The sequence below is a fragment of the Paraburkholderia sp. CI2 genome, assembly GCF_014201055.1.
Lineage (GTDB): Bacteria > Pseudomonadota > Gammaproteobacteria > Burkholderiales > Burkholderiaceae > Paraburkholderia > Paraburkholderia tuberum.
Genome location: NZ_JACHDL010000019.1, coordinates 114,682 through 139,387, shown reverse-complemented (window position 1 = coordinate 139,387; position 24,706 = coordinate 114,682). Strand labels below are relative to the sequence as shown.

At 63.6% G+C, this 24,706-nt stretch carries 25 protein-coding genes and 1 pseudogene; 7 read left to right on the top strand and 19 right to left on the bottom strand.

Annotation, left to right across the window (positions count from 1 at the left end):
• Nucleotides 1-46: 46 nt before the first annotated feature.
• The 7 genes from HDG32_RS24365 to HDG32_RS24335 form a co-directional block, all read right to left on the bottom strand.
• Complete coding sequence (locus HDG32_RS24365; RefSeq protein WP_184071307.1) at nt 47-1,783, bottom strand: SulP family inorganic anion transporter; 1,737 nt, start codon at nt 1,781-1,783, stop codon at nt 47-49.
• A gap of 357 nt (nt 1,784-2,140) precedes the next feature.
• On the bottom strand, nt 2,141-2,521 hold the full coding sequence (locus tag HDG32_RS24360; protein ID WP_184071305.1) for a potassium channel family protein: 381 nt from the start codon (nt 2,519-2,521) through the stop codon (nt 2,141-2,143).
• Nucleotides 2,522-2,573: 52 nt separating this feature from the next.
• Nucleotides 2,574-3,587 (bottom strand): DUF2955 domain-containing protein, encoded by a 1,014-nt coding sequence (locus HDG32_RS24355; protein WP_184071303.1) that lies wholly within the window; start codon nt 3,585-3,587, stop codon nt 2,574-2,576.
• A 7-nt stretch (nt 3,588-3,594) separates the two neighbouring features.
• Nucleotides 3,595-4,731 (bottom strand): HlyD family secretion protein, encoded by a 1,137-nt coding sequence (locus HDG32_RS24350; RefSeq protein ID WP_184071301.1) that lies wholly within the window; start codon nt 4,729-4,731, stop codon nt 3,595-3,597.
• Entirely contained in the window at nt 4,728-6,269 is a 1,542-nt protein-coding gene (locus HDG32_RS24345) for a TolC family protein (protein WP_184071341.1), read from the bottom strand. The genes HDG32_RS24350 and HDG32_RS24345 overlap by 4 nt, the downstream gene beginning before the upstream one ends.
• 29 nt (nt 6,270-6,298) lie before the next feature.
• On the bottom strand, nt 6,299-7,420 hold the full coding sequence (locus HDG32_RS24340; RefSeq protein WP_184071299.1) for an AI-2E family transporter: 1,122 nt from the start codon (nt 7,418-7,420) through the stop codon (nt 6,299-6,301).
• A 129-nt stretch (nt 7,421-7,549) separates the two neighbouring features.
• Complete coding sequence (locus HDG32_RS24335; protein WP_184071345.1) at nt 7,550-7,717, bottom strand: hypothetical protein; 168 nt, start codon at nt 7,715-7,717, stop codon at nt 7,550-7,552.
• Here HDG32_RS24335 and HDG32_RS24330 point away from each other — a divergent pair.
• Nucleotides 7,710-8,687: a dienelactone hydrolase gene (locus HDG32_RS24330; RefSeq protein ID WP_260336581.1), complete on the top strand. Its 978-nt coding sequence runs from the start codon at nt 7,710-7,712 to the stop codon at nt 8,685-8,687. The genes HDG32_RS24335 and HDG32_RS24330 overlap by 8 nt on opposite strands.
• A gap of 9 nt (nt 8,688-8,696) precedes the next feature.
• Here the strand turns inward: HDG32_RS24330 and HDG32_RS24325 are convergent, their stop codons facing one another.
• From HDG32_RS24325 to HDG32_RS24295, 7 genes are all read right to left on the bottom strand, one after another.
• Complete coding sequence (locus HDG32_RS24325) at nt 8,697-9,098, bottom strand: GFA family protein (protein ID WP_184071295.1); 402 nt, start codon at nt 9,096-9,098, stop codon at nt 8,697-8,699.
• Nucleotides 9,099-9,191: 93 nt separating this feature from the next.
• Nucleotides 9,192-9,620: a nuclear transport factor 2 family protein gene (locus HDG32_RS24320; RefSeq protein WP_184071293.1), complete on the bottom strand. Its 429-nt coding sequence runs from the start codon at nt 9,618-9,620 to the stop codon at nt 9,192-9,194.
• A 183-nt stretch (nt 9,621-9,803) separates the two neighbouring features.
• Complete coding sequence (locus HDG32_RS24315; RefSeq protein WP_184071291.1) at nt 9,804-10,736, bottom strand: hypothetical protein; 933 nt, start codon at nt 10,734-10,736, stop codon at nt 9,804-9,806.
• Nucleotides 10,737-10,865: 129 nt separating this feature from the next.
• Nucleotides 10,866-11,261 (bottom strand): tautomerase, encoded by a 396-nt coding sequence (locus HDG32_RS24310; RefSeq protein WP_184071289.1) that lies wholly within the window; start codon nt 11,259-11,261, stop codon nt 10,866-10,868.
• A gap of 338 nt (nt 11,262-11,599) precedes the next feature.
• Entirely contained in the window at nt 11,600-12,028 is a 429-nt protein-coding gene (locus HDG32_RS24305; protein ID WP_184071339.1) for a YciI family protein, read from the bottom strand.
• Between the two features lie 190 nt (nt 12,029-12,218).
• Nucleotides 12,219-13,256 (bottom strand): phosphate ABC transporter substrate-binding protein PstS, encoded by a 1,038-nt coding sequence (gene pstS, locus HDG32_RS24300; protein ID WP_311540339.1) that lies wholly within the window; start codon nt 13,254-13,256, stop codon nt 12,219-12,221.
• Between the two features lie 272 nt (nt 13,257-13,528).
• Entirely contained in the window at nt 13,529-14,437 is a 909-nt protein-coding gene (locus HDG32_RS24295) for a LysR family transcriptional regulator (RefSeq protein WP_184071288.1), read from the bottom strand.
• Between the two features lie 138 nt (nt 14,438-14,575).
• Here HDG32_RS24295 and HDG32_RS24290 point away from each other — a divergent pair, with 138 nt between their 5' ends.
• Nucleotides 14,576-15,340: an SDR family oxidoreductase gene (locus tag HDG32_RS24290; RefSeq protein WP_184029733.1), complete on the top strand. Its 765-nt coding sequence runs from the start codon at nt 14,576-14,578 to the stop codon at nt 15,338-15,340.
• A 293-nt stretch (nt 15,341-15,633) separates the two neighbouring features.
• Nucleotides 15,634-15,936: a DUF4148 domain-containing protein gene (locus HDG32_RS24285; RefSeq protein ID WP_090804172.1), complete on the top strand. Its 303-nt coding sequence runs from the start codon at nt 15,634-15,636 to the stop codon at nt 15,934-15,936.
• Nucleotides 15,937-16,166: 230 nt separating this feature from the next.
• On the opposite strand, the gene HDG32_RS24280 is transcribed toward HDG32_RS24285, so the two are convergent.
• The 3 genes from HDG32_RS24280 to HDG32_RS24270 all read right to left on the bottom strand — a co-directional run bounded on the left by HDG32_RS24280 (nt 16,167) and on the right by HDG32_RS24270 (nt 17,237).
• The gene (locus HDG32_RS24280; RefSeq protein ID WP_090805701.1) at nt 16,167-16,355 is read right to left on the bottom strand and encodes a hypothetical protein; all 189 of its coding nucleotides are present in this window, start codon (nt 16,353-16,355) and stop codon (nt 16,167-16,169) included.
• Nucleotides 16,356-16,563: 208 nt separating this feature from the next.
• Nucleotides 16,564-16,866: a hypothetical protein gene (locus HDG32_RS24275; protein WP_260336580.1), complete on the bottom strand. Its 303-nt coding sequence runs from the start codon at nt 16,864-16,866 to the stop codon at nt 16,564-16,566.
• Nucleotides 16,863-17,237 (bottom strand): phage holin family protein, encoded by a 375-nt coding sequence (locus HDG32_RS24270; protein ID WP_184071286.1) that lies wholly within the window; start codon nt 17,235-17,237, stop codon nt 16,863-16,865. The genes HDG32_RS24275 and HDG32_RS24270 overlap by 4 nt, the downstream gene beginning before the upstream one ends.
• A 224-nt stretch (nt 17,238-17,461) precedes the next feature.
• Between HDG32_RS24270 and HDG32_RS24265 the strand changes: the two genes are divergently transcribed.
• On the top strand, nt 17,462-17,863 hold the full coding sequence (locus tag HDG32_RS24265; protein WP_184071284.1) for a DUF6566 family protein: 402 nt from the start codon (nt 17,462-17,464) through the stop codon (nt 17,861-17,863).
• 212 nt (nt 17,864-18,075) lie between these two features.
• Here the strand turns inward: HDG32_RS24265 and HDG32_RS24260 are convergent, their stop codons facing one another.
• Both HDG32_RS24260 and HDG32_RS24255 read right to left on the bottom strand, forming a co-directional pair.
• Entirely contained in the window at nt 18,076-18,321 is a 246-nt protein-coding gene (locus HDG32_RS24260; RefSeq protein WP_090804167.1) for a hypothetical protein, read from the bottom strand.
• Nucleotides 18,322-18,448: 127 nt separating this feature from the next.
• Nucleotides 18,449-19,858 (bottom strand): 3-deoxy-D-arabino-heptulosonate 7-phosphate synthase, encoded by a 1,410-nt coding sequence (locus tag HDG32_RS24255; protein WP_184071282.1) that lies wholly within the window; start codon nt 19,856-19,858, stop codon nt 18,449-18,451.
• Nucleotides 19,859-20,229: 371 nt separating this feature from the next.
• Between HDG32_RS24255 and HDG32_RS24250 the strand changes: the two genes are divergently transcribed.
• The 3 genes and pseudogenes from HDG32_RS24250 to HDG32_RS24240 all read left to right on the top strand — a co-directional run bounded on the left by HDG32_RS24250 (nt 20,230) and on the right by HDG32_RS24240 (nt 24,670).
• A complete protein-coding gene (locus HDG32_RS24250; protein WP_184071280.1) occupies nt 20,230-21,480 on the top strand; it encodes an MFS transporter in 1,251 nt (416 codons plus the stop codon).
• A gap of 331 nt (nt 21,481-21,811) precedes the next feature.
• Nucleotides 21,812-22,675: a TetR/AcrR family transcriptional regulator gene (locus HDG32_RS24245; protein ID WP_184071277.1), complete on the top strand. Its 864-nt coding sequence runs from the start codon at nt 21,812-21,814 to the stop codon at nt 22,673-22,675.
• Nucleotides 22,676-22,877: 202 nt separating this feature from the next.
• Nucleotides 22,878-24,670 (top strand): annotated as a pseudogene (locus HDG32_RS24240) (acyl-CoA dehydrogenase domain-containing protein).
• The last annotated feature ends 36 nt before the right edge of the window (nt 24,671-24,706 follow it).

The following is a 24,706-nucleotide window of genomic DNA, read 5'->3' as shown; positions in this document are numbered from 1 at the left end:
AATCGGGATCAAGGGGCCTCGTCATCTCACTTCACTTCACTTTGCTTCATCTCGGTTTGTCGGCGTCCGGTGCAGCCGCGGATGCGGGTGGCGACAGATCGCGTAGTGCGTCGATCGCCGCATCGACCGTCGCGAAGATCTCGCGATGCGCGCCACTCACCCGCAGGGCCTTATACCGCTCGAGTTCGTGCCGCACGCCAGACGGAACCGCGACCACGGCGATACCCAGGCCGCGCTGGTCGAGTTCCGCACCCAGCTGGAGCAACGTCTTGCCTGCCGTGTAGTCGATATTGTTGATCTCGGTTGCGTCGATCACGACCCAGCGCAACGGAACGCTCGCCTCGTTGACGAGTTTCAGCACTTCTTCCGTGAAGCGCCCCGTGTTCGCATAGAACAGATCCGCCTCGAACCGGTAGATGACGATGCCGGGTGCCGCGAGCAGATTCGGCTCGACGTGATGGGGGATCCAGTGGCCGGTGGGGCCACGCGTCAACACGCGCGTGCGCAGGCGATAGCTATGCCGCGCATGCGCGATCAGTGACAGCACGACGGCGGCGAGAATACCGTGCATCACATCGACGAACACGACCACACCCGCCGCGAGCAACGCAACGACGAATTCGTCCTTCTGCATGCGAAACAGTTCGACCATCCCCTTCACGTCGATCAGCTTCACACCGATCATGAAGACGATAGCCGACAGCACGGCGGCCGGCATCAGGCTGAGCGGCCTGGTGAGGAACAGCAGCACCAGCAGCACGATCACGGCCGTGGTGAGGTGGGCGACCTGGGTGCGCCCTCCCGCGTCGTCGATGATCTCGGTCTTGGTCGGACTGCCGTTCACGACGAAGGTGCCGGTAAACGCTGCGGCTGCGTTCGCCGCCGCGAGTCCGATGATATCGGCATTGTCGTCGCCCTTCTCGTTGTTGCGGGTGGCGTAGGCACGCGCCGTCGCCGCGCTCTGCGCGATGATGACGATGAAGCACGAGGCCGCCGTCGCCAGCACCTGGTTGACCCCGCTCATGTGCAACGGCGGCATGAACAGCGACGGCAGTCCGCCGGGCACTTCGCCCGTCACCGCGATGCCATGTCCGGCGAAATTGAACGCCCCGCTCGCCACGATGGAGCCGATCACGGCGATCAGCGCACCCGGCGCGCGCGGCGCGAGACGCTTGCACCCGATGATCACCGCGAGTACGGCAAGTGAAAGGAGCGTGGTCGGATAGTTCGCCTCGGCGACACGTTGAACCACGCTCACCAATTGCATGACGGGGCCGTGCCCCTGCTTCGCGAGCCCGATCAGCCCGGCGAGTTCCCCCGCCGCGACCTGCACGCCTACCCCCGTCAGGAAGCCGATCAGTGCGCTACGGGAAAGAAAGTCGGCCAGAAAACCGAGCCGAAAGATACGCGCGATCACCAGCATCACAGCGACCGTCAGGGCCACCGTGCTCGTAAGGCCGATGTATTCCTTGCTGCCCAACGCAGCCACGGTCGTCAGCGTACCGGCAAGAATGGCGGCCGTCGCGGAGTCCGCCGCGACTACCAGTTGACGCGAAGCACCCAGAAGCGCAAACGCCACCAGCGGCAACAGGATCGTATAAAGACCCGTGACGGTGGGCGTGCCGGATATCTTCGTGTATCCCATCACTTCGGGAATGCCGAGTGCCGCCAGCGTGAGCCCGGCGATGATGTCGTGCGGCAGTTGAGCGGAATTGAAGGGCAAAAGCCCCTGCAGAAAGGGCGAATGTTGCAGACGGGAGCGCGTGGAAGCCGCTGGTTTCATCTGTCCACCTCCGCTCGGGTCGTGAGCTTGCCAATGGAGGTATTGGACCGGCCAAGGATGACCAGCCCAGTGGCGGCGCTGCCCGGCAGCAGGACGAGAAGCCTGATCGTATGGCGCACGCGGCGGCGCCATTCCCGAATACGGACGCCCCCACGGCGAGGCGCCTCCAAACGGAAGATCCACATGGTTACCTCGGATAGTCGAACTGATCGAGACAACAGCGAATCCAAACCCAGACAGACACGCTCCCCCTTTTCGCGCCGGTAGTCAATAGTCGGGAGCCCCATCGAAAAGGCCGTTGAAGCCGGCACGCGCGCGCCGCACGGCATCGCTGACGGCCACGACGGCTTCATCCTGCTATCCCGTCCTTTCCGCCCGATGCGCGGCCTCCTGCACACCTCGTACAGCCGCGGCCACGATCAAGCCGGTGAATACCACGCCGATCAGCCCGAGGCATGCGGCGTCGATCCGGCCGAACGCCGAAGTGGGCACGACATCGCCGTACCCGATGGTGAGCGCCGTGATCGAGCAGAAGTACACGGTTTCACCCAGCGGCGACGGTGTCCGGTTCGCTGTCTCGACGGGCGCGCCCCAGTAGTACATGCCAAACGTCAGCAGGACGAACAGTAGAAGCAGGCCGATCAGAATCGCTCTCAGAAACCACAGGGTTATCGCCATTTCCTTCAGGATCTCGCCGGCCCGAGGACGGACCGCGCCATCGCCTGTCGCATTTCCCATTGCACGCTCCTGTTGCGATCATCGGGTCGGCTTTGCAGCATGCCGCACCGCCTCACTCCGCACGGCGGTGCTGCTCGAAAAGCAGAAGCATCAAATACGCATAGGCCGTTACGGCCAGAAAGAGCCCCATTCGCACGGCAAACGCGGTGTAGACATCCTTGCCCGCCACGCTGTCCTGCACCGATTGCCCGAGCAGAATGATCATCGTCACGAGACTGTTCAGCCAGAAGCCCGGCGAACAACGCGTGGGTTGCAGGCCGTACAGCTTGCGTCCCACCAGCAGGCCGAACAACAGCATCCACAGAAAGAACATCCACAAATGCACGAACAGCCTCAGCGCAAACCAGAACGCGATGGCGAGCAGACCGCCGAGCAGCGTCGAGCCGATCAGATCGCGTGCGGCGCCGCGGGCCGAGGTCGTGCAGGTTTGTCTGCCGAGGCTGACGGACTTCATGATGATCGGCATGTAGTTCGCCGGGTCGGTCATCGCGAGCAGATAGGCCGGCATGACGACGAGCGCGGCACGCAGCGCGATATAGGCCGCCTCGTCTTCCGCCATCGCTGCCGCGGCGGGCTGTTCTCGCGCGCCCATGCTTTCAGGAAACAATCTGTGCGCCAGCGTCGACGCCAGCACGGCAAGCAGAAGTCCCTTCGCCAGCGCGCCGACGACCGTCAGGGCCAGTTCGAAGTCGGCCGTGCCCGCGGCGGAAATCATCGTCAGTCCCGCGACCAGAAAAGTCGCGACGAGATTGTTGCCGCCACGCAGCCCGTAACGAAACGCGAAGAACAGCATGAGGCCGACGATCATGATGCCGGCCAACGCATAGTGACGAAGCAACGGAACGAGGAGCAGGCCGCTGCCGGTGGTCGACGCCACGACCAGCGAAAGAATCACGCCGGCCTTCAACGATAGCGGGCGATTCTGCGTGGCCAGCAGAAAAACCGTGAATACCGGCGCGACGACGGGTATCGGGAAATCGAGTCCAAAGCTGACGGCAAGCGCGATCGCCGTTCCGATGGCCACACGTATCGCGCGATAACCGAGGCGCTGGGTCGCGGGCTGCATGGGCTTCTCAATAGACGTAGGAGAGCCAGCTCATCAGCCGGATGAACGCGTGTCCCAGCGGATTGAGCGGATTGCCCTGGGTCGGAAAGGCCATCACTTCGGCCTGCCCGCCCACCCGCAGATCGCGCAGACGCGCGCGCTCGCTGTCGTCGAATTCGACGATTACCGGGAAACGCTGCGCGGGACGCAGCCAGTCGCGGCTATTCTGCACGGTGGGCAGGCTGCCCGCCGGCGTGCTCTGCCCCACGCTCACGCCATAGCCGACGCTGCGAACCCGCCCGCCGAACACTTCGCCGGGCAGCACGTCCAATGCGATCTCGACGCGCGTGCCGGGTTTGAGATGGCCCAGATTGTTCTCCGTCATGTCGGCGCTGACCCACACGTCGCGGATCGCGATCAGCGTCATGACCGGATTGCCCGCCGCGGCGAACTGACCGACTTCCGTGCGCAGATCCGTCACGACGCCGCTCGAGCGGGCTCTGATCCGCGTGTTGGCGAGATCGAGTTCGGCCTTCTCCAGCGCGCCAGCGGCGCTGCGCAACTGCGCATTCTCCGCCTCGCTTCCGCCCTGCTGCTCCCGCGCCCGCTCGACTTCGGCACGGGCCCCGTCGACCTGGCTTAGCGCCTGTTGATGCGTGGCCCGCGCGACCTCGAGGCGTCGCAGGGAGACGGTGCCCTCGTCTTCACGATAGAGCCGCTCGAGACGGTCGCTGTCCTGGCGCGCCTTGACCTCGTTCGCGATGGCGGCCCGCAACGCCGCGAGTGCCGACTCGATACCGGCCGTGCTGGCACCGACCTGCCGGCGCGTGGACTCCAGATCGGCGCGCGCGCGGTCAGCGGCAATGCGGTAGGGCTCGCTATCGACTTCGAACAGCACGTCCCCCGCATTGACATCCTGGTTGTTATGGACGAACACCCGCGTCACGCGTCCCGACACCTCGGCGGCGACGGGCACGACATAGGCCTGAATCCGCGCCTGCTGCGTATACGGCGTGAAACGGTCGGCGAGCAGATACCAGATCAGGCTCAGCACGATCAGACAGACGACCCATTTGACCGCCCTGCCCGAAGGGTCGGCGGCAGGCGTCGACGACTTCGGCGGGGCGGCGGTTCGAGGCTCGCGGGTATCCTGGGTATCGCTCATCGTGACGCCCCTTCGGCTTGCCCCGGCGTACCGGAAGACGGCGCCGTTTGGTCGAGCAGGTCGCCCCAATCGGTGCGTTGCCGCATCTGCGCGCGCGTCGCCGCGTCGACGAGCGGCTGTTCGGTTTCCCAGCCGCCTCCGAGCGCCTTGTAAAGCGCGATCACACTGCCGAGCGCATTGCTGCGATTGACCACGTACGCGTCCTGCTGCGCGAACAGCGCGCGCTGCGCATCGAGGACCCGCTGGAAGTCCGAATACCCTTCCCGATAGATCGTATTGGCGAGCGTCAGCGAGCGCCGCGCCGCGCCCTGCGCGTCATTCAGAATGGTGTCGCGCTGCAAGGCGGCGAGCAGCGCCGTCGCGGCATCGTCGGCCTCGCGCGCCGCCTCGCGCACCGTGTTCTGATAAGCGACCGTCAACTCTTGCAGCCGTGCGTCCTGGACGCGCACGTTGTTCGTGATCCTGCCGTAATCGAACACGTTCCACGTCACGCTCGGGCCCGCGGCAAAGAGCAGTGTGCTCGGTGCGCCCGCGAGCGAACTGGCGGTCCACGTCAGCGTGCCGAGCAACGATACCGACGGGTACAGATCCGCTTGTGCCACGCCGATGAGCGCCGACTGCGAAGCCATCTGATACTCGGCCGCGCGAACGTCAGGGCGGCGCAACAGCAGATCGGCCGGCACGTCCTGCAGCACCGCATGATCCACCAGCGGCACCACGCCTTCCTTGCCCGACTGCACGTCGAGTTCCGGCAGCGGACCCGGCGCTCGCCCGATCAGCACCGACAGCGCATGACGCGCAAGCACGATCTGGCTTTCGAGATCGGGGATGCTGCTCAGCGTCCCAAGGTACTGCGTCTTCGCCTGCTGGAAGTCGAGTTCGTCGGATTCGCCAGCCTTGAAGAGCTTTTGAGCGATGTCGTAGCTGCGTTTTTGCAACTGGGCGTTCTCGCGAGCGATACGTAGCCGCGCCTGCGCGACCCGCAGTGTGAAATACGTATCCGCGACCTGCGCGTGCAACAGAACCAGCGCATCGTCGCGGTTGGCTTGCGCGGCGAAGAACCCGGCGTCGGCCGATTCGATCGCGCGGCTGAAACGCCCCCAGAAATCGAGTTCCCAGCCGATGCTGAAGCCCGCGCCGTACTGCACGAAGGCGCCCGAGCGCGGATTGGAACCATCCGAGCGCTTGCGCGCCGAAGCCAGTACATCGGCACTCGCCTGCTGCACCTGCGGATAGCGTCCCGCGAGCGCGATGCCGAGTTGTGCGCGCGCCTCGAGCACGCGTAGTCCGGCGATCTTCAGGTCGCCGTTGTGCGCGTCGGCTTCGGCGATCAGACGTTCGAGATTCCTATCGTCGAAGATCAGCCACCACTGGCGCACATCGGGCTGTGCACCCTGTTGCGTGACCCGCGTGATCGATTCGCTACTCCAGTGCTCGCTCCACGCTTCATGCTGCGGCTTGAAGTCCGGGCCCACCCGCATGCATCCGCTCAGGCCAACCGCCGCCCCGAAAAGCACTGCGATCCCGTACGGACGCATCAACGGTGACACGGAGCCATCCTCGAGCTTCAGGTCTGCTTCTGTTCGTGGGTCTGCGTGGGTTGCGTGGGTTGCTTCGGTTGAGGCTGGTCTCGGACCCAGCGCCAGAACAGCTGATAACCGACGGCCAGCATCACGGGCCCAACGAATAGCCCGATGACGCCTCCCGTCACCATGCCGCCGAGCGCTCCGATCAGCACGACGGGCATCGGCACCGCGACGCCACGGCCCAGCATCAGTGGCTTGAGCACGTTGTCGGCGAGGCCCGCGACGAACACGTAAACCGAGAAGATGATGTTTGCGGTGTTCACGCCGTCCGTGACGATCACGAAGGCGATCACCGGAATGGTGATCAGCGTGGCCGGCAATTGCATGATGCCGAGCAGCAGCACGGCCAGCGCGAGCAACCCCGCGCCGGGTATCCCCTTCACGACGAAGCCGATGCCGATCAGCAGCATCTGGATAAACGCGATGCCCACTACCCCCTGGGCCACCGCACGAATCGTCGCCGTGCACAAGTCGGCGATCTGAGCGCCGTTCTCGGGGCCCGAGATGCGCGAGGCGATCTGCACCGCGCTGTGATAGCCCTTCTCACCGTGGGCCATCAGGATTCCTGCGACGATCAGCGCGACGAAAAATATCACCAGGCCGGCACCGAGACCCGTCACCGTTGCAAGCACAGCGAGCCCGGCCTCCTTCAGCTGCGGGGCGAATTTATGCGCAAGACCGGTCAGGTCCGTCGATGCCTGTTGCCAGAAGTCGTACACACGCTGGCCGACCAGCGGCCAACTCGCCACCGACTCCGCGGGAGGCGGAATCCGGAAGGTACCGCTCCTGGCAATGGCGATCGATTTCTCGACCGAATCGGCTACCGCGAGACCCAGCGCATACGTTGGCACCAGAATCACGACAAGCGCGACAAGGACGATCAGCGTGGCGATCAGGCCATCCTTGCCGCCGAGCATCGAGCGAAGCAGGACCTGCAGCGGATAGAGCGTGATCGCAAGAATCACCGACCAGGCCATCAGGTTAAGAAACGGCGCGAAGATCCGAAAACAGAATACGGCCAGGACCGCGACGAGTCCGGCGCGGATCAGGACGTCGAGCATCTCTCGGGACGGAGTCCGTTGGGGAATCGGTGTGAGCAGCATAAGTTGTTCTCCCGCCAGGTCGCGTCGCGGTTCGGCGGCGACACCGTGATAGGCCTGCAATCGCGAAAACTCAAACCCACTGGAACGTTCTTGACGCCAATACCAAGGCCTGCCTGCAATTCCGGCATTTTAAGAAGAGAATCGCGCCGGCTTTGTCGTCGACAGAACGCGGCGTTTCACTACTATTGAACCCGCGCCTGAAATATTCAATTGGACTTTGGTCTCATAGACCTCGAGCCGTCCGGAGCTCAGCCCGCCGCCGACGATCATGGAGAAAACCGTGAGATTGATGGCCATCGTCGCCCTTCTTCTGGCCATGACGCCTGGCGCGCCTGCCCTCGCCGCCGGGGTCGGCTTTCAGAAGGTCGACATACCGAATGGCGCCGAGCCGCCGCTCACTGCCGGAATCTGGTATCCCACCGATGCGCCGGCCACGCCGCACGCCCTGGGCGACGTCACCCAGACCGTCGCGGCCGACGCGCCGATCGCAGGCCATCACCTGCCGCTGATCGTGCTGTCGCACGGCGGCGGCGGATGGTACGGCGCCCATTACGACACGGCTCTCGCGCTGGCTCGCGCGGGCTTCGTCGCGGCGGCGGTCAGCCACGCCGGCGACACTTTCGATGACCAGAGCCGCGTGCTGCAACTCTGGCGCCGGCCCGCGCAGCTTCATCGGCTGGTGGACTACATGCTCGACGACTGGCGTGGGCGCGAGCGGCTCGACGCGAACCGCGTCGGCGCATTCGGCTTTTCCAACGGTGGCTTCACCGTGCTCGTGGCCGCGGGCGGCGTCCCGGATCTTTCGAAAATCGCCCCGTTTTGCGAAGTTCACCCGGATCATGACCTCTGCGAAGCGTTGCGGCATGCGGGCGTCGACGTTCGTTTCGGCGCGAATGTTCCCACCGGCGTATGGGTCCACGATGCGCGCATCAAGGCCGTCGTCATCGCGGCGCCTTCGTTCGGCTTCGCGTTCGGCCGCGCGGGCTTGAGCGGCGTGCGCGTCCCGCTCCAGCTGTGGAGCGCCGCCGACGATCGTCATCAGCCGCATCCCTGGTACGACGAGCCGGTGCGGGACGACCTGCCCCGCGCTCCCGACTATCGCGTGGTGGCCAACGCCGGCCATTACGACTTTCTGCCACCTTGCGATGCGCGTCTTGCGCGGCTGCGCCCGGAGATCTGCGACAGCGGGCCGGGCTTCGATCGGGCGGCGCTCCATCAGCGATTCAACGCCGCTGTGGTGCGATCTTTCGAGTCGATGTTGCGATAGGAAAAAGACTCACCCGAATTCGTCGTGTTGCGGCAATTGGTCAGTGATCGAATACCACGGTGCCTTTGAACCCACGAAAATGTGGGCAGTGGGAGACATGGCGGGCGAGTCCGTGAGTGTTCCCAACGTGACGTGAACGTATTGCCCCTGACGAACCACTGAGAACATCAGGCTTCCGCATATTTTGCAGCGCACATCATGCGACGCTCGTTGATCGCCGAAAATCAACAGGCTGTCTTCGCCCCGAGTGATGCGCAGCTTGTCGCGCTCGATTCCCGCGAAGGGTTTGAACGCCGAGCCGGTCGCGCGCCGGCAGCTTGAACAGTGGCAGTTCAACGCATAGGCGAATTCGTCCTTCACCGAGTAATGGACGGCACCGCAAAGGCATCGGCCGGCAAGCAATGGTTTCATGGCTGCTTTTAAACAGAAGGTAGGTCGCAAATTGGAAAGTCACGCAGCCGTGATTATTCGCGAGTCGACGCGCGATGTCGAACCGCCAGACCGCTAGCGCCTGAAAATTACCTGCGCCGTGCCGACCTCGATCGGAGAGGAGGTGTGCTGGTGGACAATTTTCCATCCGTCGGCCTGCTGCCTCAGCGTCATGGTCAGGCGATTGTCCATCGAGCGCAGTTCCGATCCGTCGGCGTCGACGGCTTTATATGTCGCGAAGGCGTGAACGACGGCGAGGTCCGCGGCGACGATCGTTTGCGCCGCGCTGAAATCGACTATCACACGTTCCGTACCCAGCGAACCGAACCAGCCCTCCACCATGGCGCGCCACGCTGCGATGCCGTTGTACGACCATGTCCCCCACATGTCGAAGACCAGCGCATCGCGGTCGTATAGCGCAACGAACGCGTCCACGTCTTTTGCCAATACCGCGGCTTTGTAGCCTTCCAGGACTTGCAGGATCGGATTGTCGAGTCGGTTCACAGTGTGCTCCCAGGTCGGATGACGATGGCGGCCAGACTTGGCGCAAAACGGCAGATCCAAGGTTCCTGACCAATTGTCTTACCAGGTAACGACGATCGACGCACCATCGGATCGACATCCCCCCGAAAAAACCTTCAACACGATATTGCGTTGCATTGATCAGATCCCCGCCCGCTGCGCGGATCACTGGGCGATCTGCTGACGTTGATACTCGTCGTGCTTCATTTGCATATAGTCGGCGCGGCTGACCTCGTGCAATTGCCGCGGATACTGCTCGGTCGCATCGAACCAGTCAGCGAGGCGTTTGTCGAGGCGGGCGTTGGGCGGGCTGGAAAGCGCGCCAAGATAGGCATCGATGGCGAGGTAGTAGCGCATCGTATTGCGTTCGACCAGGCCGCGCACGCCGCCGATGTATTGCGGCTCGCTCGTCGACGAATCGGGCGTAGCGGAAAAGCCGACCTTGTCGCTGCCGATCGTCGCCAGGTAGGTTTTCATGGCAATCCGTCCCGCCGTGCCATATCCGTACGCGTAGGTCAGGTGAATAAAGGTGCGGTTATCGCCCACCGGTATCGCTTCCAGCACGATACGGTAATCTTTCGTGCTCAGCGGACCCCTGGCGGCAGTGAGCTCGACGCGAAAATAATCAGGGGTGCTCGCTGCCGCACGAAAGTCGAATTGCACGCGGTACGACGACGAAAGCGATTCCCTGGTTTTCTTGCCGATGTTCACGGTGAGGATCGTACCGCTGTCGCTGGTCGACGCGTGGCAGTATTTGGTGTTCAGATGCAGGATCAGCACGTCGCACCAGTTGGCCGGGCCCTGAGTCGGGTCGTTGAGCGCGCCGCTGACCACCGCGAAAGGATAGTTGAGCAGCCCGTAAATATCGCCCTTGAGCGCCGACGGCAACTCCTGCGATTCGAGGTACAGCGGTCGCTGAAACTGGTTGTGCGCGAGTTGCTGCGTCAGACTTTGATATTTCGCGTGCAGGCGAGCCGCGCCGTCGTCCGCTTGCGCGACGACGCTCTGGCATAAGAAACAGAACACCGTCGTGATCAGGACAATCCACCACGGTCGCGTCCGCCGATTACCCGCCAGGTATGTGGCAAGCCCGCTCATGGCCCTCCTCCTACTTTGGCTCAGGTCGTGGCGCAACGCAGGCGGATCCGATCCTGGCGCCCTCGTGGTTCCCGCATATCGGCGACGTCACACGGCCATGCGCAAATACAGGCCGCGGAAGCCGGACCCTCATCGCTCGCCCGGCTCCCATTCCGGGCTGTAACCTCCAAGCGCCGGGTGATACATCTCATCGCCGGAGTGCTGAGTGAACTCAACGTTGAGTCGGTCCTCGCGCAAGCCAAGAATTTCGATGCACAGCGCGCAAAGCGCTTTGGCCACCTCCATGCGCGACTCGGGCGGCCGCCCCCTTCTGATATCGAGCATCATCAACGCGACGGGCACCGGTTCTCCGCTCTCCTGCGCAATGCGCCAGACGCTACCGGGACCGAGTTCGCGTATGGCTACGCTGATTCGCCTGACGTCCACCGACATCATCCGGGCATAGGTCTCACTCATTTTCGCCGCGAGCAGTCTTTTACTCTCGACAGAGTAGTGATCGTTTACATCAAGCTGTAGATAAGGCATTGCGTCGATCTCCGGGGAAAGCGTTTCGCACGCGCCAACTATATGCCGAAAAGCAGTTGCGTACGGTCGTGAACCCGCCCAATGCCAACGGCGGGATCTTCAAGCCGAACCGGATGTGGGCGATTGCTTCCCGAGCGACCTGAGCGCCGAAAGGATCGAGCAGATACCTTCGCACCGACCGGCTTCGAACGCCTGGCCGGGCGACAGCCACTGACGACGGCAATCATCGACCCGTGGCATCGGGCTTCCGGACAATGCATCGGAAGCCCGCGTCAAGTCTCAGACAGTCGGAGTGGGATTGCCTGCGCATACCGCGCAGACCGATGCGGTGAAAATCGTCAACGCATCTGCCCGTCAATTTGCTTGCGCAGACGATTTTCCTCGTCTTGAAGCTCGGGCGTAAAAGCTTCGCCAAAGTCCGCAGGCTCAAAGAACGGGCGAATCTCGATCTCTGAATCACTGACCATCGGATTCGGGCAGCGCTTTACCCATTCGATCGCTTCGTCCATCGATTGAACCTGCCAGAGCCAGTACCCGGCGATCAGTTCCTTGGTTTCCGCAAACGGGCCGTCAATGACGGTGCGGTCCTTCCCTGAGAACCTCACGCGAGCGCCGGCCGAACTCGGCTTCAACCCGTCGCCGCCCTGCATGATGCCGGCCTTGACCAGTTGCTCGTTGTACTGCCCCATCGCCGTGAGGAGTTCCGTACTCGGCATTTGCCCGGCTTCCGATTCGGGGGTTGCCTTGATCATGACCATAACGCGCATTTGGGTTTTCCCTTTGAAGACGAAAGTGTCTGGAGGCAACGGCGCCTCCAGTGACTACGACGAATGATCATAGGAGAAATCGACACGCGCAAGACACGATTGCGCGATTTTTCAGAACGTTTCTCGATGAGCGTAACGGCGTCTGGCTGCCGTGAGCATTGACAGAACTCCCCGATCCGCCACGAGGTGGTCACGGCACTGCGACCGCTTTGTGCACCGACTTTTCGCCTGTATCGGCGGGCCATTGTGCGCGGATCTTCGTCACGACCAGGTCCGGAAGCGGTATGTAATCCAGCGCGTTGACCGTCGGCCCACCATGACTCAACGCCCATTCGAAAAACTTCAAGGTGGCTTCGTCGTGGCCCGGCTTGATCGGCGTCGCGGGAAGCAACACATAAGTCGCGCCCATGATCGGCCAGGCATCCTTGCCCGGCTGGTTGGTCAGCGCTTGCGAGAGAGAACCCGACCAGTCGGCACTCGCCGCGGCTGCCCTGAAGGTCGCGGCGCTGGGCTGAACGACATTACCCGCCGCATTGGTCATGGCAACGTACTTCAAGCGGTTCTGTTTCGTGAAATCCCATGCGACATAGCCGATTGCGCCGGGCAGATAACCGACGTACGTGGCAATTCCCTCGTTGCCTTTACCGCCGATGCCGAGCGGCCATCGCACGCTAGTGCCTTCGCCTACCCTGCGCTTCCATTCGGGACTGACCTGCGCGAGGTAGTGAGTCCAGATCAGCGTCGTGCCCGAGCCATCCTGGCGACGCACCACGGCAATCGGGTAGTTAGGCATCTTGATCTTTGGGTTCAACCGCACGATTGCCGGGTCGTCCCAGAACTGAATCTTGCCGAGAAAGATGTCGGCGACGACCGGCCCCGTCAACATCACCTCGCCGGCTTTGAGCCCCGGAAGGTTCACGACGGGTACCACGCCGCCGATTACGATTGGAAATTGCCGCAAGCCGTTGCGGGTCAGTTGATCGTCGGTCAGTGGCGCGTCCGAGCCCGCAAAGTCGACTTCCCGGGCGATGACCTGCTTGAGCCCATCGGACGAACCCGTCCCCTGATAGATCACCCTGCTGCCACCCGACTTCTGGTAGTCGGCGGCCCATCGGGTGTAGAGGGGAGCGGCGAACGTGCTGCCGGCTCCCTTGATGTCGGCGGCGTAGGCCGCGGCTGCGCATGAACAGCAGATCAGACCAGCCATGATGGCGTCGAATGTTCTCACGAATGTCTCCCGTCGGTTCTTGTTCCGGGACATCGCTGATCCAGACCTGCCACTGCGTGAACTCGTTGGAGGGCGACCGTGCCGGTGATTCAATGTGCAGTTTTCATCGGGTGTGTCAGGTCTCCTGCATGACGCGCCATACGACACATTAAAGAACGGTGACAGACCGAATTCCAGTTGAATCGTGCTATCGAACGCGCCGCGCCCGGCGGCCTCTTCCCCAATTGCAGGCATCCGGTTTCCGGATAGCCGACGCACATCAGACATCCCCTTCACGTCTCGTCCCACGGTGGCACGCCCGAGAACGCGTTGACGAGGAAATCGATTGCCGCACGAACTTTTGCGCTCACGTGGCGACGGCTCGGATACAGCGCGAGCACATCGATATCCGGCAAACGGTATTCAGGCAATACCTGGACGAGCCGGCCTGCGCGTAGGTCCTCGCCGATCAGAAACGTCGGCTGCCAGATCACGCCGTGCCCCGCGAGCGCCGCCGCGCGCGCGGTGTCGCCGTTATTGGTGTGCATGTGGCAGTCGACCTCGACAGCATGCGTTTTGCCGTCTTTGTCCATCAGTTGCCACTCGTCCGCCGTGGCGGCATACGTGTAGCCGATACATCGATGTCCGAGCAGGTCCGTCGGCGTTTCAGGATGTCCCCAACGCTTCAGATAGTCGGGAGATGCACACAGGATGTTTGTCGACGTCGCCAGTTTGCGCGCCGCGTGATCGACCGTGCCGGCGCGCGAGATGCGGATGGCGAGATCGAAGCCCTCCTCGACGATATCGACGACGCGATCTATCAGCGTGATGTCGAGTTCGACGTCGGGATATTGCTGCATGAACCGTGGCCACAGCGGTGCGAGATGCAGGATGCCGAAGCTGACCGGTGCATTGATACGCAGCCGTCCACGCGGTTCGATCGACGTTGTCGACACGAGCCCTTCCGTTTCCGCAACGTCTTCGAGGATTGCCTTGCATCGCGAATAAAGCGTTTCACCGGCCTCGGTAAGAGACAATCTGCGTGAGGTGCGATTCAGAAGCCGCGCACCGAGATGCGCCTCCAGTTCATTCACGTAGCGGGTCACGTTCGCGGGCGAGGTTTCGAGCGCGTCGGCCGCGCGCGCAAAGCTGCCCCGGTCGACTACGGTGACGAAGATCTCAAACGCGCGCAGCCGGTCCATATGGCACTCCTGTCATTCATAAAAGCTGAATGATATCGCCATATTTTTGGTCTTTTTGTCTCAAGAACGGAATCTTATAGTACGTCTCAACGAGCCGACGCATTGGGCATCGGCCGATGATCAAACCGGAGATTCAACATGCAACGCTTGACAGGAAAAGTCGCTATCGTCACTGGCGCCAGCGCGGGCATTGGTCGCGCCGCCGCCAGGCTGTTCGCCGCCGAAGGCGCGAAAGTTGTCGTGGCCGCACGCCGCGAAGCTGAACTCGAGGCGCTGGTGAGCGAGATCGCTCGCGACGGCGGCACGGCTGTCTCGCTGGCAGGGGACGTGCAATCCGAAGAATTCGCGAAAGCGCTGGTCGAACTCGCCGTCAGCCGCTTCGGCCGCCTCGACATCGCCTACAACAACGCGGGGACGCTCGGTGAAATGGGACCGTCCACAGGCGTATCGGAAGCGGGCTGGTCAGCGACGCTGGCCACCAACCTGACGAGCGCGTTTGTCGGCGCCAAGCATCAGATTCCTGAAATGATCAAGCAAGGCGGTGGGTCGATCATCTTCACGTCGACGTTCGTCGGCTACTCGTTCGCCTTCCCGGGGACCGCCGCCTATGCCGCGAGCAAAGCCGGGCTGATCGGACTGACGCAAGCGCTCGCGGCTGAATACGGCCCCCAAGGCGTGCGCGTCAACGCGATCCTCCCGGGCGCGGTGGACACGCAGATGTATCGCGGTATGAACGATACGGCCGAATCGCAGACGTTCGTGACCGGGCTGCACGCGCTCAAGCGGGTCGCAAAGCCGGAAGAGATTGCCCGCTCGGCGCTCTACCTTGCTTCCGACGATTCGTCCTTCGTGACGGGTACCGCTTCGTTGGTGGACGGTGGGGCTTCGATTACGCGCACCTGAGCTTTCTTGACGACGGCGCCCGCGGGAATGCGGATGTTCGACGACGACCCGCGAACGGCTGCTTGACCCACGCTTCGATGATGTCGGCTCGTGTCCGGAGGTACGCATCTCGGATGCGCGGCCGACATCGGAGCGTTCGGGCGCGAGCGTCGACCGGCGTCGGCTGATGGACGAACCCCCTACCATAAAAAATAAACGACCACTGTACGGTTCCTCACCTAACCTTTGATCAGCTGAACCGCGAAAAGCGAAACGCGAGTCAGTTGGAGTAATCAACAAGGAGGTGGGCCATCATGAAGACGTTAGTCCACACAGCTTGCGCGGTCGCGGTCATGGCTGTGTCAGTTGCATCGCTGGCGCAGTCGGACGGGGCGCTGACGCACGCGCAAGTGCAGGCAGAAATCGCTCAGCTCGAGCAAGCCGGCTTCAATCCGGCCAATGCGAATACCGTCGACTTTCCTACCAACATGCCGACGACCAACGCCACTGCCGCAGGCCAGAGCAGCGGCTACGGCCCCGCGACCAGCGGTACGCAGCAGATGGGTCATCCGGCCAGCACGAGTGGGATGAAGCCGGTGTTCTTTGGCGGATCGTAAGCCTGCCCGTCTGACCAGTTCGCCGCTGCAGAGCATGCCCTCCCCGCCGGGGACGGCGTGGAGTGTCGTGCTATGCGCGCTTGCAGAGTGATTTCGGCCGCCGCCTGAATGCCCGAAGCCGTCATGACGACGATTTCGGACGCACCCGATCGAGCGCCATATTGCATGGCGCGTGTTGAATTGCCAGCGTTCATTCGCTGAGCGCCTGGGCGCGAACAGCTAACACCTCGTCAGCGTTTCTTAACGTCGATGGTCAGGATTTCGTATCCGGGGTCGGCGTGCTCGTTCGCGACTTTATTCGCTTCCTCATACGAGCGAAAGGACGTGGCTTCCTTGATCTCCGGTGCCATGCCGATATCGCCGTCCTCTGCGGTGCAGAGGAACTTTTCGCCGGTCTTTACGACGTAGACGGTCGTCATATCTCCCTCCATGGCTTGCAGGGGAACTTCCAGTCTAGCAGGCTGGTAGGGTTGCACACGGTTCGCTGAGGCGATGGGCTGGAAAAGGAAGCGAGGAAAAGTCCCGTTGCCGCGCACCGCGGCAACACGTGACGATAGCGACCGTCGTGCGTTCAAGAACCAGGCGATTCTGCTTTGCCTGGTCCGATCGCTGCTTTCGCTCAGGGCGTCACTGCGCGATCGACCGCCGCACATTGCGGGCGATCCACGCCGCAAGACCGGAACGGCCCGCGATCGACAGCGTGCGGCGCGGCCCCAGCACGATGCCGCCGATCACCAGCGCGAGAAGCAGCGCAACATGCGGCGCCTCGGCGAGCGACGCGAGCACATTGCCGGCGGAGGAGCGCGAGGCTGCCCGCCCCGCCGGCAACGCGGCAGTCTGGTTCGCCGCGACCAATGCGGCTCGCGATGCCTCCATGCGTTCCAGAATGGTGACCCGGGCAAGCTCATTTGCGTGATGTGGCTGACTCATTTGAGCGACTCCCTGAGAGCGTCGAGATCGGAATGAATCTCGGCCTTGAGCACGTGAAGCGATTGCGCCGGTTTCTGCGCCCGCAGGAAGAGCAAGGACACGATGCACACGAGCAGCCACGCGCCGGCCACGCCCCAGACCACCGCAAGGAAGTAAGGCGTCTGCCACGCGGTGGCGATGATCGCGATACAAATGAAGGACAGCGTGAACAGGCCCGCGACTGCCAACGCCATGAGTGCGCTCAACTCGCGCACCAGACGCTTTCGCGTCTCCTCGACTTCAAGCGCGAACAGTTCGCTATAGTCGGTTACACGTTCGACGCAGAATCGCCCGACGTTGCGCCACCTCGTGACCTTCGCATGGATCGACATTCCGTCCTCCTTACGATTCATTTGCGGCGGCCGCAATCAGCAAAGACTTCGCCTCTCGGCCGACAGAGCGAAGCGACGCCAGCGCTGAACGCAGCGCAAGAGCCGGGCCCGCGCTGAGCGATCGCACGCCGCGTGCCCGTTCCTGGCCGGATGCCTGCACGCGTTCGCCGTGTCGGCACAGCGCTTGCTCGAATCAGGCAGATCATTCGCTCGCCGAGGACAGCATGACCCCGCTCCCCCCAACCGATCACACTGACCGCAGCGCCGGCGCAAGCATCGGCGAGACCGGCTCCGATATGGCTAGCGCGGACGGACGCGCGATGCCGGCCGCGCGCGCCGAGCCCGGCTCCCACCACGCGATGTATGACGCGCACCGCGGCGCGCTGATCACGGTGACCGCGCATCGGAACTCGCGAGGCGCCTGGATCGCCGACGTGTCGATTTCCCGCGAGGGCCGGCCGCTGGAGATACCCGCCAATCTGGCCAACGTGGAGCCCGTGACGCCGGAATGGCTCACCGAGGCGGAAGCGTTGCGCGCCGGCGTCGAACAGGGCCGCTATCTGATCGACCGGACGCTGGGCGGCGGCTCCGCACCTCTGTCGGCGTCGCTGGGGCCGGTGCGCTGACGCGGGCGTCGCAACACGCGCATGTCGCAATACGCGCATGTCGCAATACGCGCATGTCGCAATACGCGCATGTCGCAATACGCGCATGTCGCAATACGCGCATGTCGCAAATGTCGTGATTGCAGGTTCGACGGATTGCCCGGGTCGAGATTGTCTTTCTGATCGCCGAGGCGTCAGAACCGTGCCCGCCCCGGCGACCCGGCGCAAACGCGTTACTCGTCGCTATCGAGCCCGCCCGGCAGCGGCCCGATCGTCATGCCCGCGCCCGACCCTGTGCGGGTTCCGGGGGGATAGGCATCGGTTGCTGTCTCGGGCGGAACGTCCGCAACGCAGCGGCTCGCGTCGCCGTCGCGCAGACATTGCACGAAACGGTCCGCCTCCTGTGGCGAACGAAATCCGTAGATCTTGCTGGCAACCTGCACCTGTGTGTCCGACAGTCGCTTCGACGGCGTTTCCATCACCACTCCTTTTTGCTGGACGATCTATCGCTACGAGCAACGCGCGCGCCACCTCCAATGCAATCGCGCCGCGACTGCGGCACAGCGCTTGCGTTGGCCATAGGCAGACCTGGCAGACCTGGCAGGCCTAGCGCGCCGCGCTCAACCGTCTTGCGTCGGCGATGCCGACGGCGGCCCGCAAGTCGTCCGGATGAACCATCAATTCGCGGACCTCGCGCAGCGTCGCGTACTGGTCGAGCGCCGTCCGCCATCTCGGCGATTCGAGCAACTGATGCCACACCGGTTCCAGCACCGCGCAATCGGCATCGCGGCCATCCGCCAGTGCGGCCGCGAAATCGAGGCTGGTGTGCGCCGACAGCAGCTGCATCCGGCTCGCAGGGCCCAGCACGCGCGGCGCCGCTTCGACGGGGGCGTCGCAGCAATAGAGCACGGTCCTGCGAAGAGCGGCCCCGTCGCTCGTCAGCGCGGCGAGCGACGCGCCGCTCAAACCCACCGTCCCCTGCTGCGTCCGAAACGGGTAGACGGTGTGCGGGTCCGCATGCGCAAGCAGCGTCAGTCCACGCACGAGCCGCGGCAGATCGGAGGTGGCCGCATCGACCGATGCCTTCGCTTCGACGAGCAGGCATACGTCCCACGCCGCCGCGTCGGCCGGGGGCTGTGCCTGGCGCAGCAGCACCACGTCCCATTCGGTTTTCGCGCGCTCGTGGCTCGCGGGTATCGCGGCCGGCACGCGCATCGAGTTCACGACACGGTACGAGGCGAGCGCACCCTGCGCATCATTGAGGCGCCGCGCGAGCGCCTCTAGCGCATCGGCGGCCGATGCCTCGACCGCGGCGCCGCGCTGCTTCGAACTCAAGCCTCGTGCCACGGCAGTCGAGCTTCCCGGGCGCGGCCCCTGGCGATCCCACAGCGTCTGGTACTGACGCACGCGCTCGTCGGACGCGAGCGCGTAAAGACGGCGCAAGCGCTGCAAAGCGGCACTCTCCAGCAATTGCGCGAGGCCGCGTTGCAGCGCCGCGTCGTGCGCGATTTGCGGCGTATCGATGCAAGCTTGCACGGCTTCGGCCAGCTCGGGCCACGCTTCGGCGAACGCCAGCGCGTGCAGACGCGCCAGCGCGTCGCGTTGCAGGCCGGGTAGCAGCCGCTGCTGTTTGGCCGGATGTGCGATCGCATTGACGGCCGCGTAGATCAGCCGGCGATCGACGCTCGCGTGCGCGGCCAGCGACGCGTACTCGCGCACCACCGTGCTGCGATGCCGTAGCAGCATCGCCTGAAACACCGGGTCGCCGGCTTCCTCGCGCATCGCCTCCCGAATCATGCGCGCGAGCGCCTCGACGAAGAAGCGCTGGTTCGCCGCATCCGGCGCTTCGCCACGCGCGCTCGCCTCACGAGCCTGCTCGATCGCGAGCGCGAGCACGGTGGCGGGTCTCGCTTGCTGCGTCGGCGCGCAGACGGCCGCAAGCGCCGGCAGGCGATAGCGACGCGCGACAGCGTCGAGCATCTCGTCGAGCAACGAAGGCGATGGCGTCAAGGACATAGCGATATGTCGATCAGTTGGCGAAATAACTGTACATGAAGGTTCGATGCGGCGCGCGGACCGGCACGGGCCGCCCCGTCAAAACGCCATTGCCATAAACTTCATAAAAAATGGGCGCTGGGAAATCCCGATAAACATTACAAAATACAAACATGAATCGAACCGGCAATTACATTTTTCCGACATTAAACATGCATGACGAATTCAGCACGAAAATTGCTCTCCGGATTAACACGGAGAAAACCGGCTTCAACCAGGCAGACGCTTAATGCTCGGCGTACACTCGCCGTGAAGCGCTTGCCATAAGGCGCAAGGGCTACGGTGCCGTCCGCGATCAAACGCGGTTTTGTGGAGACTCAGGAGAACAATCGATGAGCTGGACTCGGGAACAGAGAAACGTCACGATCGCCGCCTATCTAGGCTGGACGCTCGACGCATTCGATTTCTTTCTGATGGTGTTCGTATTGAAAGATATCGCGCAGGAATTCAATACGGACATTCCGTCGGTCGCGGTCGCGATCATGCTGACCTTGATGATGCGCCCGCTCGGCGCATTGATTTTCGGCTGGCTCGCCGACAAATACGGCCGCCGTCCGACGCTGATGCTCAACATCGCGTGCTTCTCGTTGCTCGAACTGCTGTCCGGTCTGTCGCCCAACCTGATGACGCTGCTCGTGTTGCGCGCGCTGTTCGGTATCGCGATGGGCGGCGAATGGGGGGTCGGCGGCGCGCTGACCATGGAAACCGTGCCGCCGAAGTCGCGCGGTATCGTCTCGGGTCTTCTGCAAGCCGGTTATCCGAGCGGCTACCTGCTCGCCTCGATCGTGTTCGGCCTGTTCTATCAACACATCGGCTGGCGCGGCATGTTCTTCGTCGGCGTGCTGCCCGCGCTGCTCGTGCTGTACATTCGCGCGCACGTGCCGGAGTCGCCCGCGTTCAAGACGCTCGAGAAGAAGGTCCGTCCTGGCCTCGTCGCGACGCTCAAGCAGAACGTCGGTCTGTCGATCTACGCGATCATCCTGATGACCGCCTTCAACTTCTTCTCGCACGGCTCGCAGGATCTGTATCCGACCTTCCTGCGCGTACAGCACCAGTTCGATGCGCACACGGTGTCGTGGATCACGATCACGCTGAACATCGGCGCGATCTGCGGGGGTCTGTTCTTCGGCTGGGCGTCGGAGAAGATCGGCCGCAAGCGCGCGATTTTCATCGCCGCGCTGATCGCGCTGCCGGTGCTGCCGCTGTGGGTCTTCTCGACCACGCCGATGCTGCTCGCGCTCGGCGCGTTCCTGATGCAGATCTCGGTGCAAGGCGCCTGGGGCGTGATTCCGGTGCACCTGAACGAAATCTCGCCCGATGAAATCCGCGCGACCTTCCCCGGTCTCGTGTATCAGTTGGGCAATCTGATCGCGTCGGTCAACGGGCCGCTGCAAGCGAAAATCGCCGAACTGCACGGCAACAACTACGCGCTCGTGATGGCGGTCGTGATCGGCATCGTCGCGATCCTGATCTGCGCGCTGATTCCGTTCAGCCGCGAGCGCCGCGGCATCGACATGACGCAGTCCGCGCGTGAAGTCGTCGGCGCGGAATCGACGGGCGGCGCGGTCGGAGGACAAGTTTAAGAGCTCGAGGCTTTCGAACCAGACGGCTAGCCAATACGCGTCAACGCGTGGGAGCCGGATCAACCCGATCGTCGAGCGCAAGGCCAGATTACATCGCAACACGACACGAGGCCGTTCCGATTCGTTCGGAACGGCCTTTTTATTTTCCGCGCGGCATGACGCGCCGCGCTTCGCCAGCATGGCTCCCCGACAGGTCTTCTAGAGGAGTTCGTCGAGCCCGTCCCTTGATCGCACCGACCATCCTTTCTTATCCTAAAAAACGGTCGTTTCAAATATCGATTTGAATCGCGTGTTTGCGAGCCGGCAGCCCCGGCAACTCGGAGACGGCAACATGGCAGTTCGCACACCCGGCCGGCCTGCCGGCGATACGAAGTCACGCATTCTCGACGCCGCGGAGACGCTGTTCATCGAATGCGGCTATGAGGCGATGTCGCTGCGCCAGATCACTTCGCGCGCCGAAGTCAATCTCGCGGCGGTCAACTATCACTTCGGCAGCAAGGAATCGCTGATTCACTCGATGCTGTCACGCCGGCTCGATCAGCTGAACCGGGAGCGCCTGAAGCTGCTCGACCGTTTCGACGTCATGCTCGGCGCGCGCCTGACCTGCGAGCACGTGCTCGGCGCGATGTTCATTCCGGCGCTGCGTCTGTCGCGCGATCCGCGTGTCGGCGGCAAAGCGTTTCTGCGCCTGCTCGGGCGCGCCTACACCGATCCCTCGTCGTTCATCCGCGACTTTCTGAACGCGCATTACGAAGCGGTGGCGATGCGCTTCTTCGACGCGTTCCAGCGCGCGCTGCCGCATCTGCCGCGCGAGGAGCTCGGCTGGCGGTTGCATTTCGCGATCGGCGCGCTGTCGGGGGTGCTCGCCGGCACCGATACCGACAGCCTGATTGCCGAGTTCTCGCAAGGCAAGTCGATGAACGATCTGCAACTCATCGCGCGCCTGGCGTCGCTGATGGTCTCCGCGCTGAAGGCGCCGCTGCCGGACGGCACGCAACTGGCCGCGTTCGGCGCCGTGCTCGGCGATGCGACCGACGGCGGCGTGGACGGCACGTTCGCCAGTGCGCAAGAACATACCAGCGGCGAGGCGGCCGGGTGCGCAGTGGCACGCGACACGTTCGACAGCAACAGCCGCGGCGGCACTATGGAAGCGGCGCCGGCAAGCTATCAGCATAGGTTGCACGGCACCGCCTGACGACGTCATCGCGTCATCACTCGACGTAACCACCACACGTCGTACATGGAACCCGATCGAGCTCGCTTACCCGGGCAGTACCTCTACGTTGCGCAGCTGCGCCGTGCCCGTCAGTCGAGTCGGTAAGACGCGGTAACGCCCGACGCAAGAGCGCGACTCGCAGCTGGCCCGGCGATTGCGTCACCACAGAGGAGGAAACGTCATGCCGTGGTTCATCCTGGCGCTCGTCATCGCCGCATTCGCTCTCGTCTACGTTCAGGCCCGCGCCTCATGGTGGCTCGCGGCGCTGATCGTCTGGGTCGCGGCCGCGCTCGCGAGCGGCGCGGCCGGCCCGCTGCTGACGACACTGCTCGCGATCGTGTTCGTACTCCCCGCCCTCGTGCTGACGATCAAACCGCTGCGCCGCGCATGGCTCGCGAAACCGGTGCTCGACACGTTCCGCAAGATCCTGCCGCAGATGTCGCCGACCGAGCGCGACGCGATCGAGGCGGGCACGGTCTGGTGGGACGCCGAGCTGTTCTCGGGCCGCCCGCACTGGGACACGCTGCTCGGCTATGGCCCGGCCATGCTCAGCGCCGAAGAGCAGACGTTCCTCGACGTCGAATGCGAGCAGCTGTGCGACCTCGCGAACGACTGGGAAACCACGATGGTCTGGCAGGACCTGTCGCCGCCAACATGGCAGTTCATCAAGCAGCACGGCTTTCTCGGCATGATCATTCCGAAGTCGGCAAGTTCGAGGGCGTGCAGGAAGCGCTCGGCCGCATGGGCGGCAACCTGTACGTGATGGACGCCGCGCGCCGCCTGTGCGCGCAGGCGGTCGACCTCGGCGAAAAGCCGTCCGTCATGTCGGCGATCGCCAAATATCACATCACCGAGCGCGCGCGCATGGTCATCAACGACGGCATGGACGTCGTCGCCGGCAAGGGTATTTGCATGGGGCCGTCGAACTTTCTGGCGCGCGCGTATCAGCAAATGCCGATCTCGATCACCGTCGAAGGCGCGAACATTCTGACGCGCTGTCTGATCATCTTCGGCCAGGGCGCGATTCGCTGCCATCCGTACGTGTTGAAGGAAATGACGGCGACGCGCGAGCCCGATCGCGCGAAAGCCTTGCGCGAGTTCGACGCGGCGTTCTTCGGTCACGTGAATTTCACGGTGTCGAACGTGGTGCGCAGCGCCGTGTATGGGCTGAGCGGCGGCGCGCTGATCGCGAAGCCGCGCCGCGCGTATGCGCCGCTCCATGCGTACTATCGCGCGGCGACACGTCTGTCGGCCGTGTTTGCGTTGCTCGCCGACGTGTCGATGTTCGTGCTCGGCGGCGATCTGAAGCGTCGCGAACGCATCTCGGGACGCCTCGGGGACGTGCTGTCGCAGCTGTTCCTGATCTCGGCGACGCTAAAGCGCTTCGAGGACGAAGGCCGACAGCACGACGACCTGCCGCTCGTGCGGTGGGGCGTCGAGGATGCGCTGTACAAGGCGCAGCACGCGCTCGACGGCGTGCTCGCGAACTACCCGAACCGGGTCGCCGCGACGCTCGTGCGTGTGCTCGCATTCCCCTTCGGCCTGCCGCATCGCGAGCCGTCGGACCGGCTCGGCAGCGAGATCGCCGAACTGATGCAAACGCCCGGCGCCGCGCGCGAGCGGCTCGTCGCCGACTCGTACGTGCCGCACCCCGACGTCGATGCGCTCGGCTATGGCGAGCTCGCGTTCGCGCTCAATCCGCAGTTCGCGCAAATCGAGCAGAAGCTGCGCGAGGCGGTGAAGCAGGGTCTGCTCGAACCGCTGCCGCAAAGCCTGCCGCAGTTCGCCGCATGGACCGATGCGGCGCAACGCCAGGGCCTCGTCGACGCGGACGAGCGGCGCGTGCTCGACGACTACGCGCGCTACGGCGCGCAGGTCGTCAAGGTCGACGATTTCCCGGCCGACTTCGACCTGCTCGCGAGCTTGCAACAGCGCAAGCAGGCGCTCGAAAAGGCGCTGGAACTGGTGGCCTGATGCGCGCGCTCACGCAGAAAAAACTACCGACCCGGC

What these genes read in the sequence shown, in the direction of transcription:
- HDG32_RS24365 (WP_184071307.1), bottom strand. Translation starts at nt 1,783, where the DNA reads ATGAAACCAGCGGCTTCCACGCGCTCCCGTCTGCAACATTCGCCCTTT.
- HDG32_RS24360 (WP_184071305.1), bottom strand. Translation starts at nt 2,521, where the DNA reads ATGGGAAATGCGACAGGCGATGGCGCGGTCCGTCCTCGGGCCGGCGAG.
- HDG32_RS24355 (WP_184071303.1), bottom strand. Translation starts at nt 3,587, where the DNA reads ATGCAGCCCGCGACCCAGCGCCTCGGTTATCGCGCGATACGTGTGGCC.
- HDG32_RS24350 (WP_184071301.1), bottom strand. Translation starts at nt 4,731, where the DNA reads ATGAGCGATACCCAGGATACCCGCGAGCCTCGAACCGCCGCCCCGCCG.
- HDG32_RS24345 (WP_184071341.1), bottom strand. Translation starts at nt 6,269, where the DNA reads ATGCGTCCGTACGGGATCGCAGTGCTTTTCGGGGCGGCGGTTGGCCTG.
- HDG32_RS24340 (WP_184071299.1), bottom strand. Translation starts at nt 7,420, where the DNA reads ATGCTGCTCACACCGATTCCCCAACGGACTCCGTCCCGAGAGATGCTC.
- HDG32_RS24330 (WP_260336581.1), top strand. Translation starts at nt 7,710, where the DNA reads ATGGCCATCGTCGCCCTTCTTCTGGCCATGACGCCTGGCGCGCCTGCC.
- HDG32_RS24335 (WP_184071345.1), bottom strand. Translation starts at nt 7,717, where the DNA reads ATGGCCATCAATCTCACGGTTTTCTCCATGATCGTCGGCGGCGGGCTG.
- HDG32_RS24325 (WP_184071295.1), bottom strand. Translation starts at nt 9,098, where the DNA reads ATGAAACCATTGCTTGCCGGCCGATGCCTTTGCGGTGCCGTCCATTAC.
- HDG32_RS24315 (WP_184071291.1), bottom strand. Translation starts at nt 10,736, where the DNA reads ATGAGCGGGCTTGCCACATACCTGGCGGGTAATCGGCGGACGCGACCG.
- HDG32_RS24310 (WP_184071289.1), bottom strand. Translation starts at nt 11,261, where the DNA reads ATGCCTTATCTACAGCTTGATGTAAACGATCACTACTCTGTCGAGAGT.
- HDG32_RS24305 (WP_184071339.1), bottom strand. Translation starts at nt 12,028, where the DNA reads ATGCGCGTTATGGTCATGATCAAGGCAACCCCCGAATCGGAAGCCGGG.
- HDG32_RS24295 (WP_184071288.1), bottom strand. Translation starts at nt 14,437, where the DNA reads ATGGACCGGCTGCGCGCGTTTGAGATCTTCGTCACCGTAGTCGACCGG.
- HDG32_RS24290 (WP_184029733.1), top strand. Translation starts at nt 14,576, where the DNA reads ATGCAACGCTTGACAGGAAAAGTCGCTATCGTCACTGGCGCCAGCGCG.
- HDG32_RS24285 (WP_090804172.1), top strand. Translation starts at nt 15,634, where the DNA reads ATGAAGACGTTAGTCCACACAGCTTGCGCGGTCGCGGTCATGGCTGTG.
- HDG32_RS24280 (WP_090805701.1), bottom strand. Translation starts at nt 16,355, where the DNA reads ATGACGACCGTCTACGTCGTAAAGACCGGCGAAAAGTTCCTCTGCACC.
- HDG32_RS24275 (WP_260336580.1), bottom strand. Translation starts at nt 16,866, where the DNA reads ATGAGTCAGCCACATCACGCAAATGAGCTTGCCCGGGTCACCATTCTG.
- HDG32_RS24270 (WP_184071286.1), bottom strand. Translation starts at nt 17,237, where the DNA reads ATGTCGATCCATGCGAAGGTCACGAGGTGGCGCAACGTCGGGCGATTC.
- HDG32_RS24265 (WP_184071284.1), top strand. Translation starts at nt 17,462, where the DNA reads ATGACCCCGCTCCCCCCAACCGATCACACTGACCGCAGCGCCGGCGCA.
- HDG32_RS24260 (WP_090804167.1), bottom strand. Translation starts at nt 18,321, where the DNA reads ATGGAAACGCCGTCGAAGCGACTGTCGGACACACAGGTGCAGGTTGCC.
- HDG32_RS24255 (WP_184071282.1), bottom strand. Translation starts at nt 19,858, where the DNA reads ATGTCCTTGACGCCATCGCCTTCGTTGCTCGACGAGATGCTCGACGCT.
- HDG32_RS24250 (WP_184071280.1), top strand. Translation starts at nt 20,230, where the DNA reads ATGAGCTGGACTCGGGAACAGAGAAACGTCACGATCGCCGCCTATCTA.
- HDG32_RS24245 (WP_184071277.1), top strand. Translation starts at nt 21,812, where the DNA reads ATGGCAGTTCGCACACCCGGCCGGCCTGCCGGCGATACGAAGTCACGC.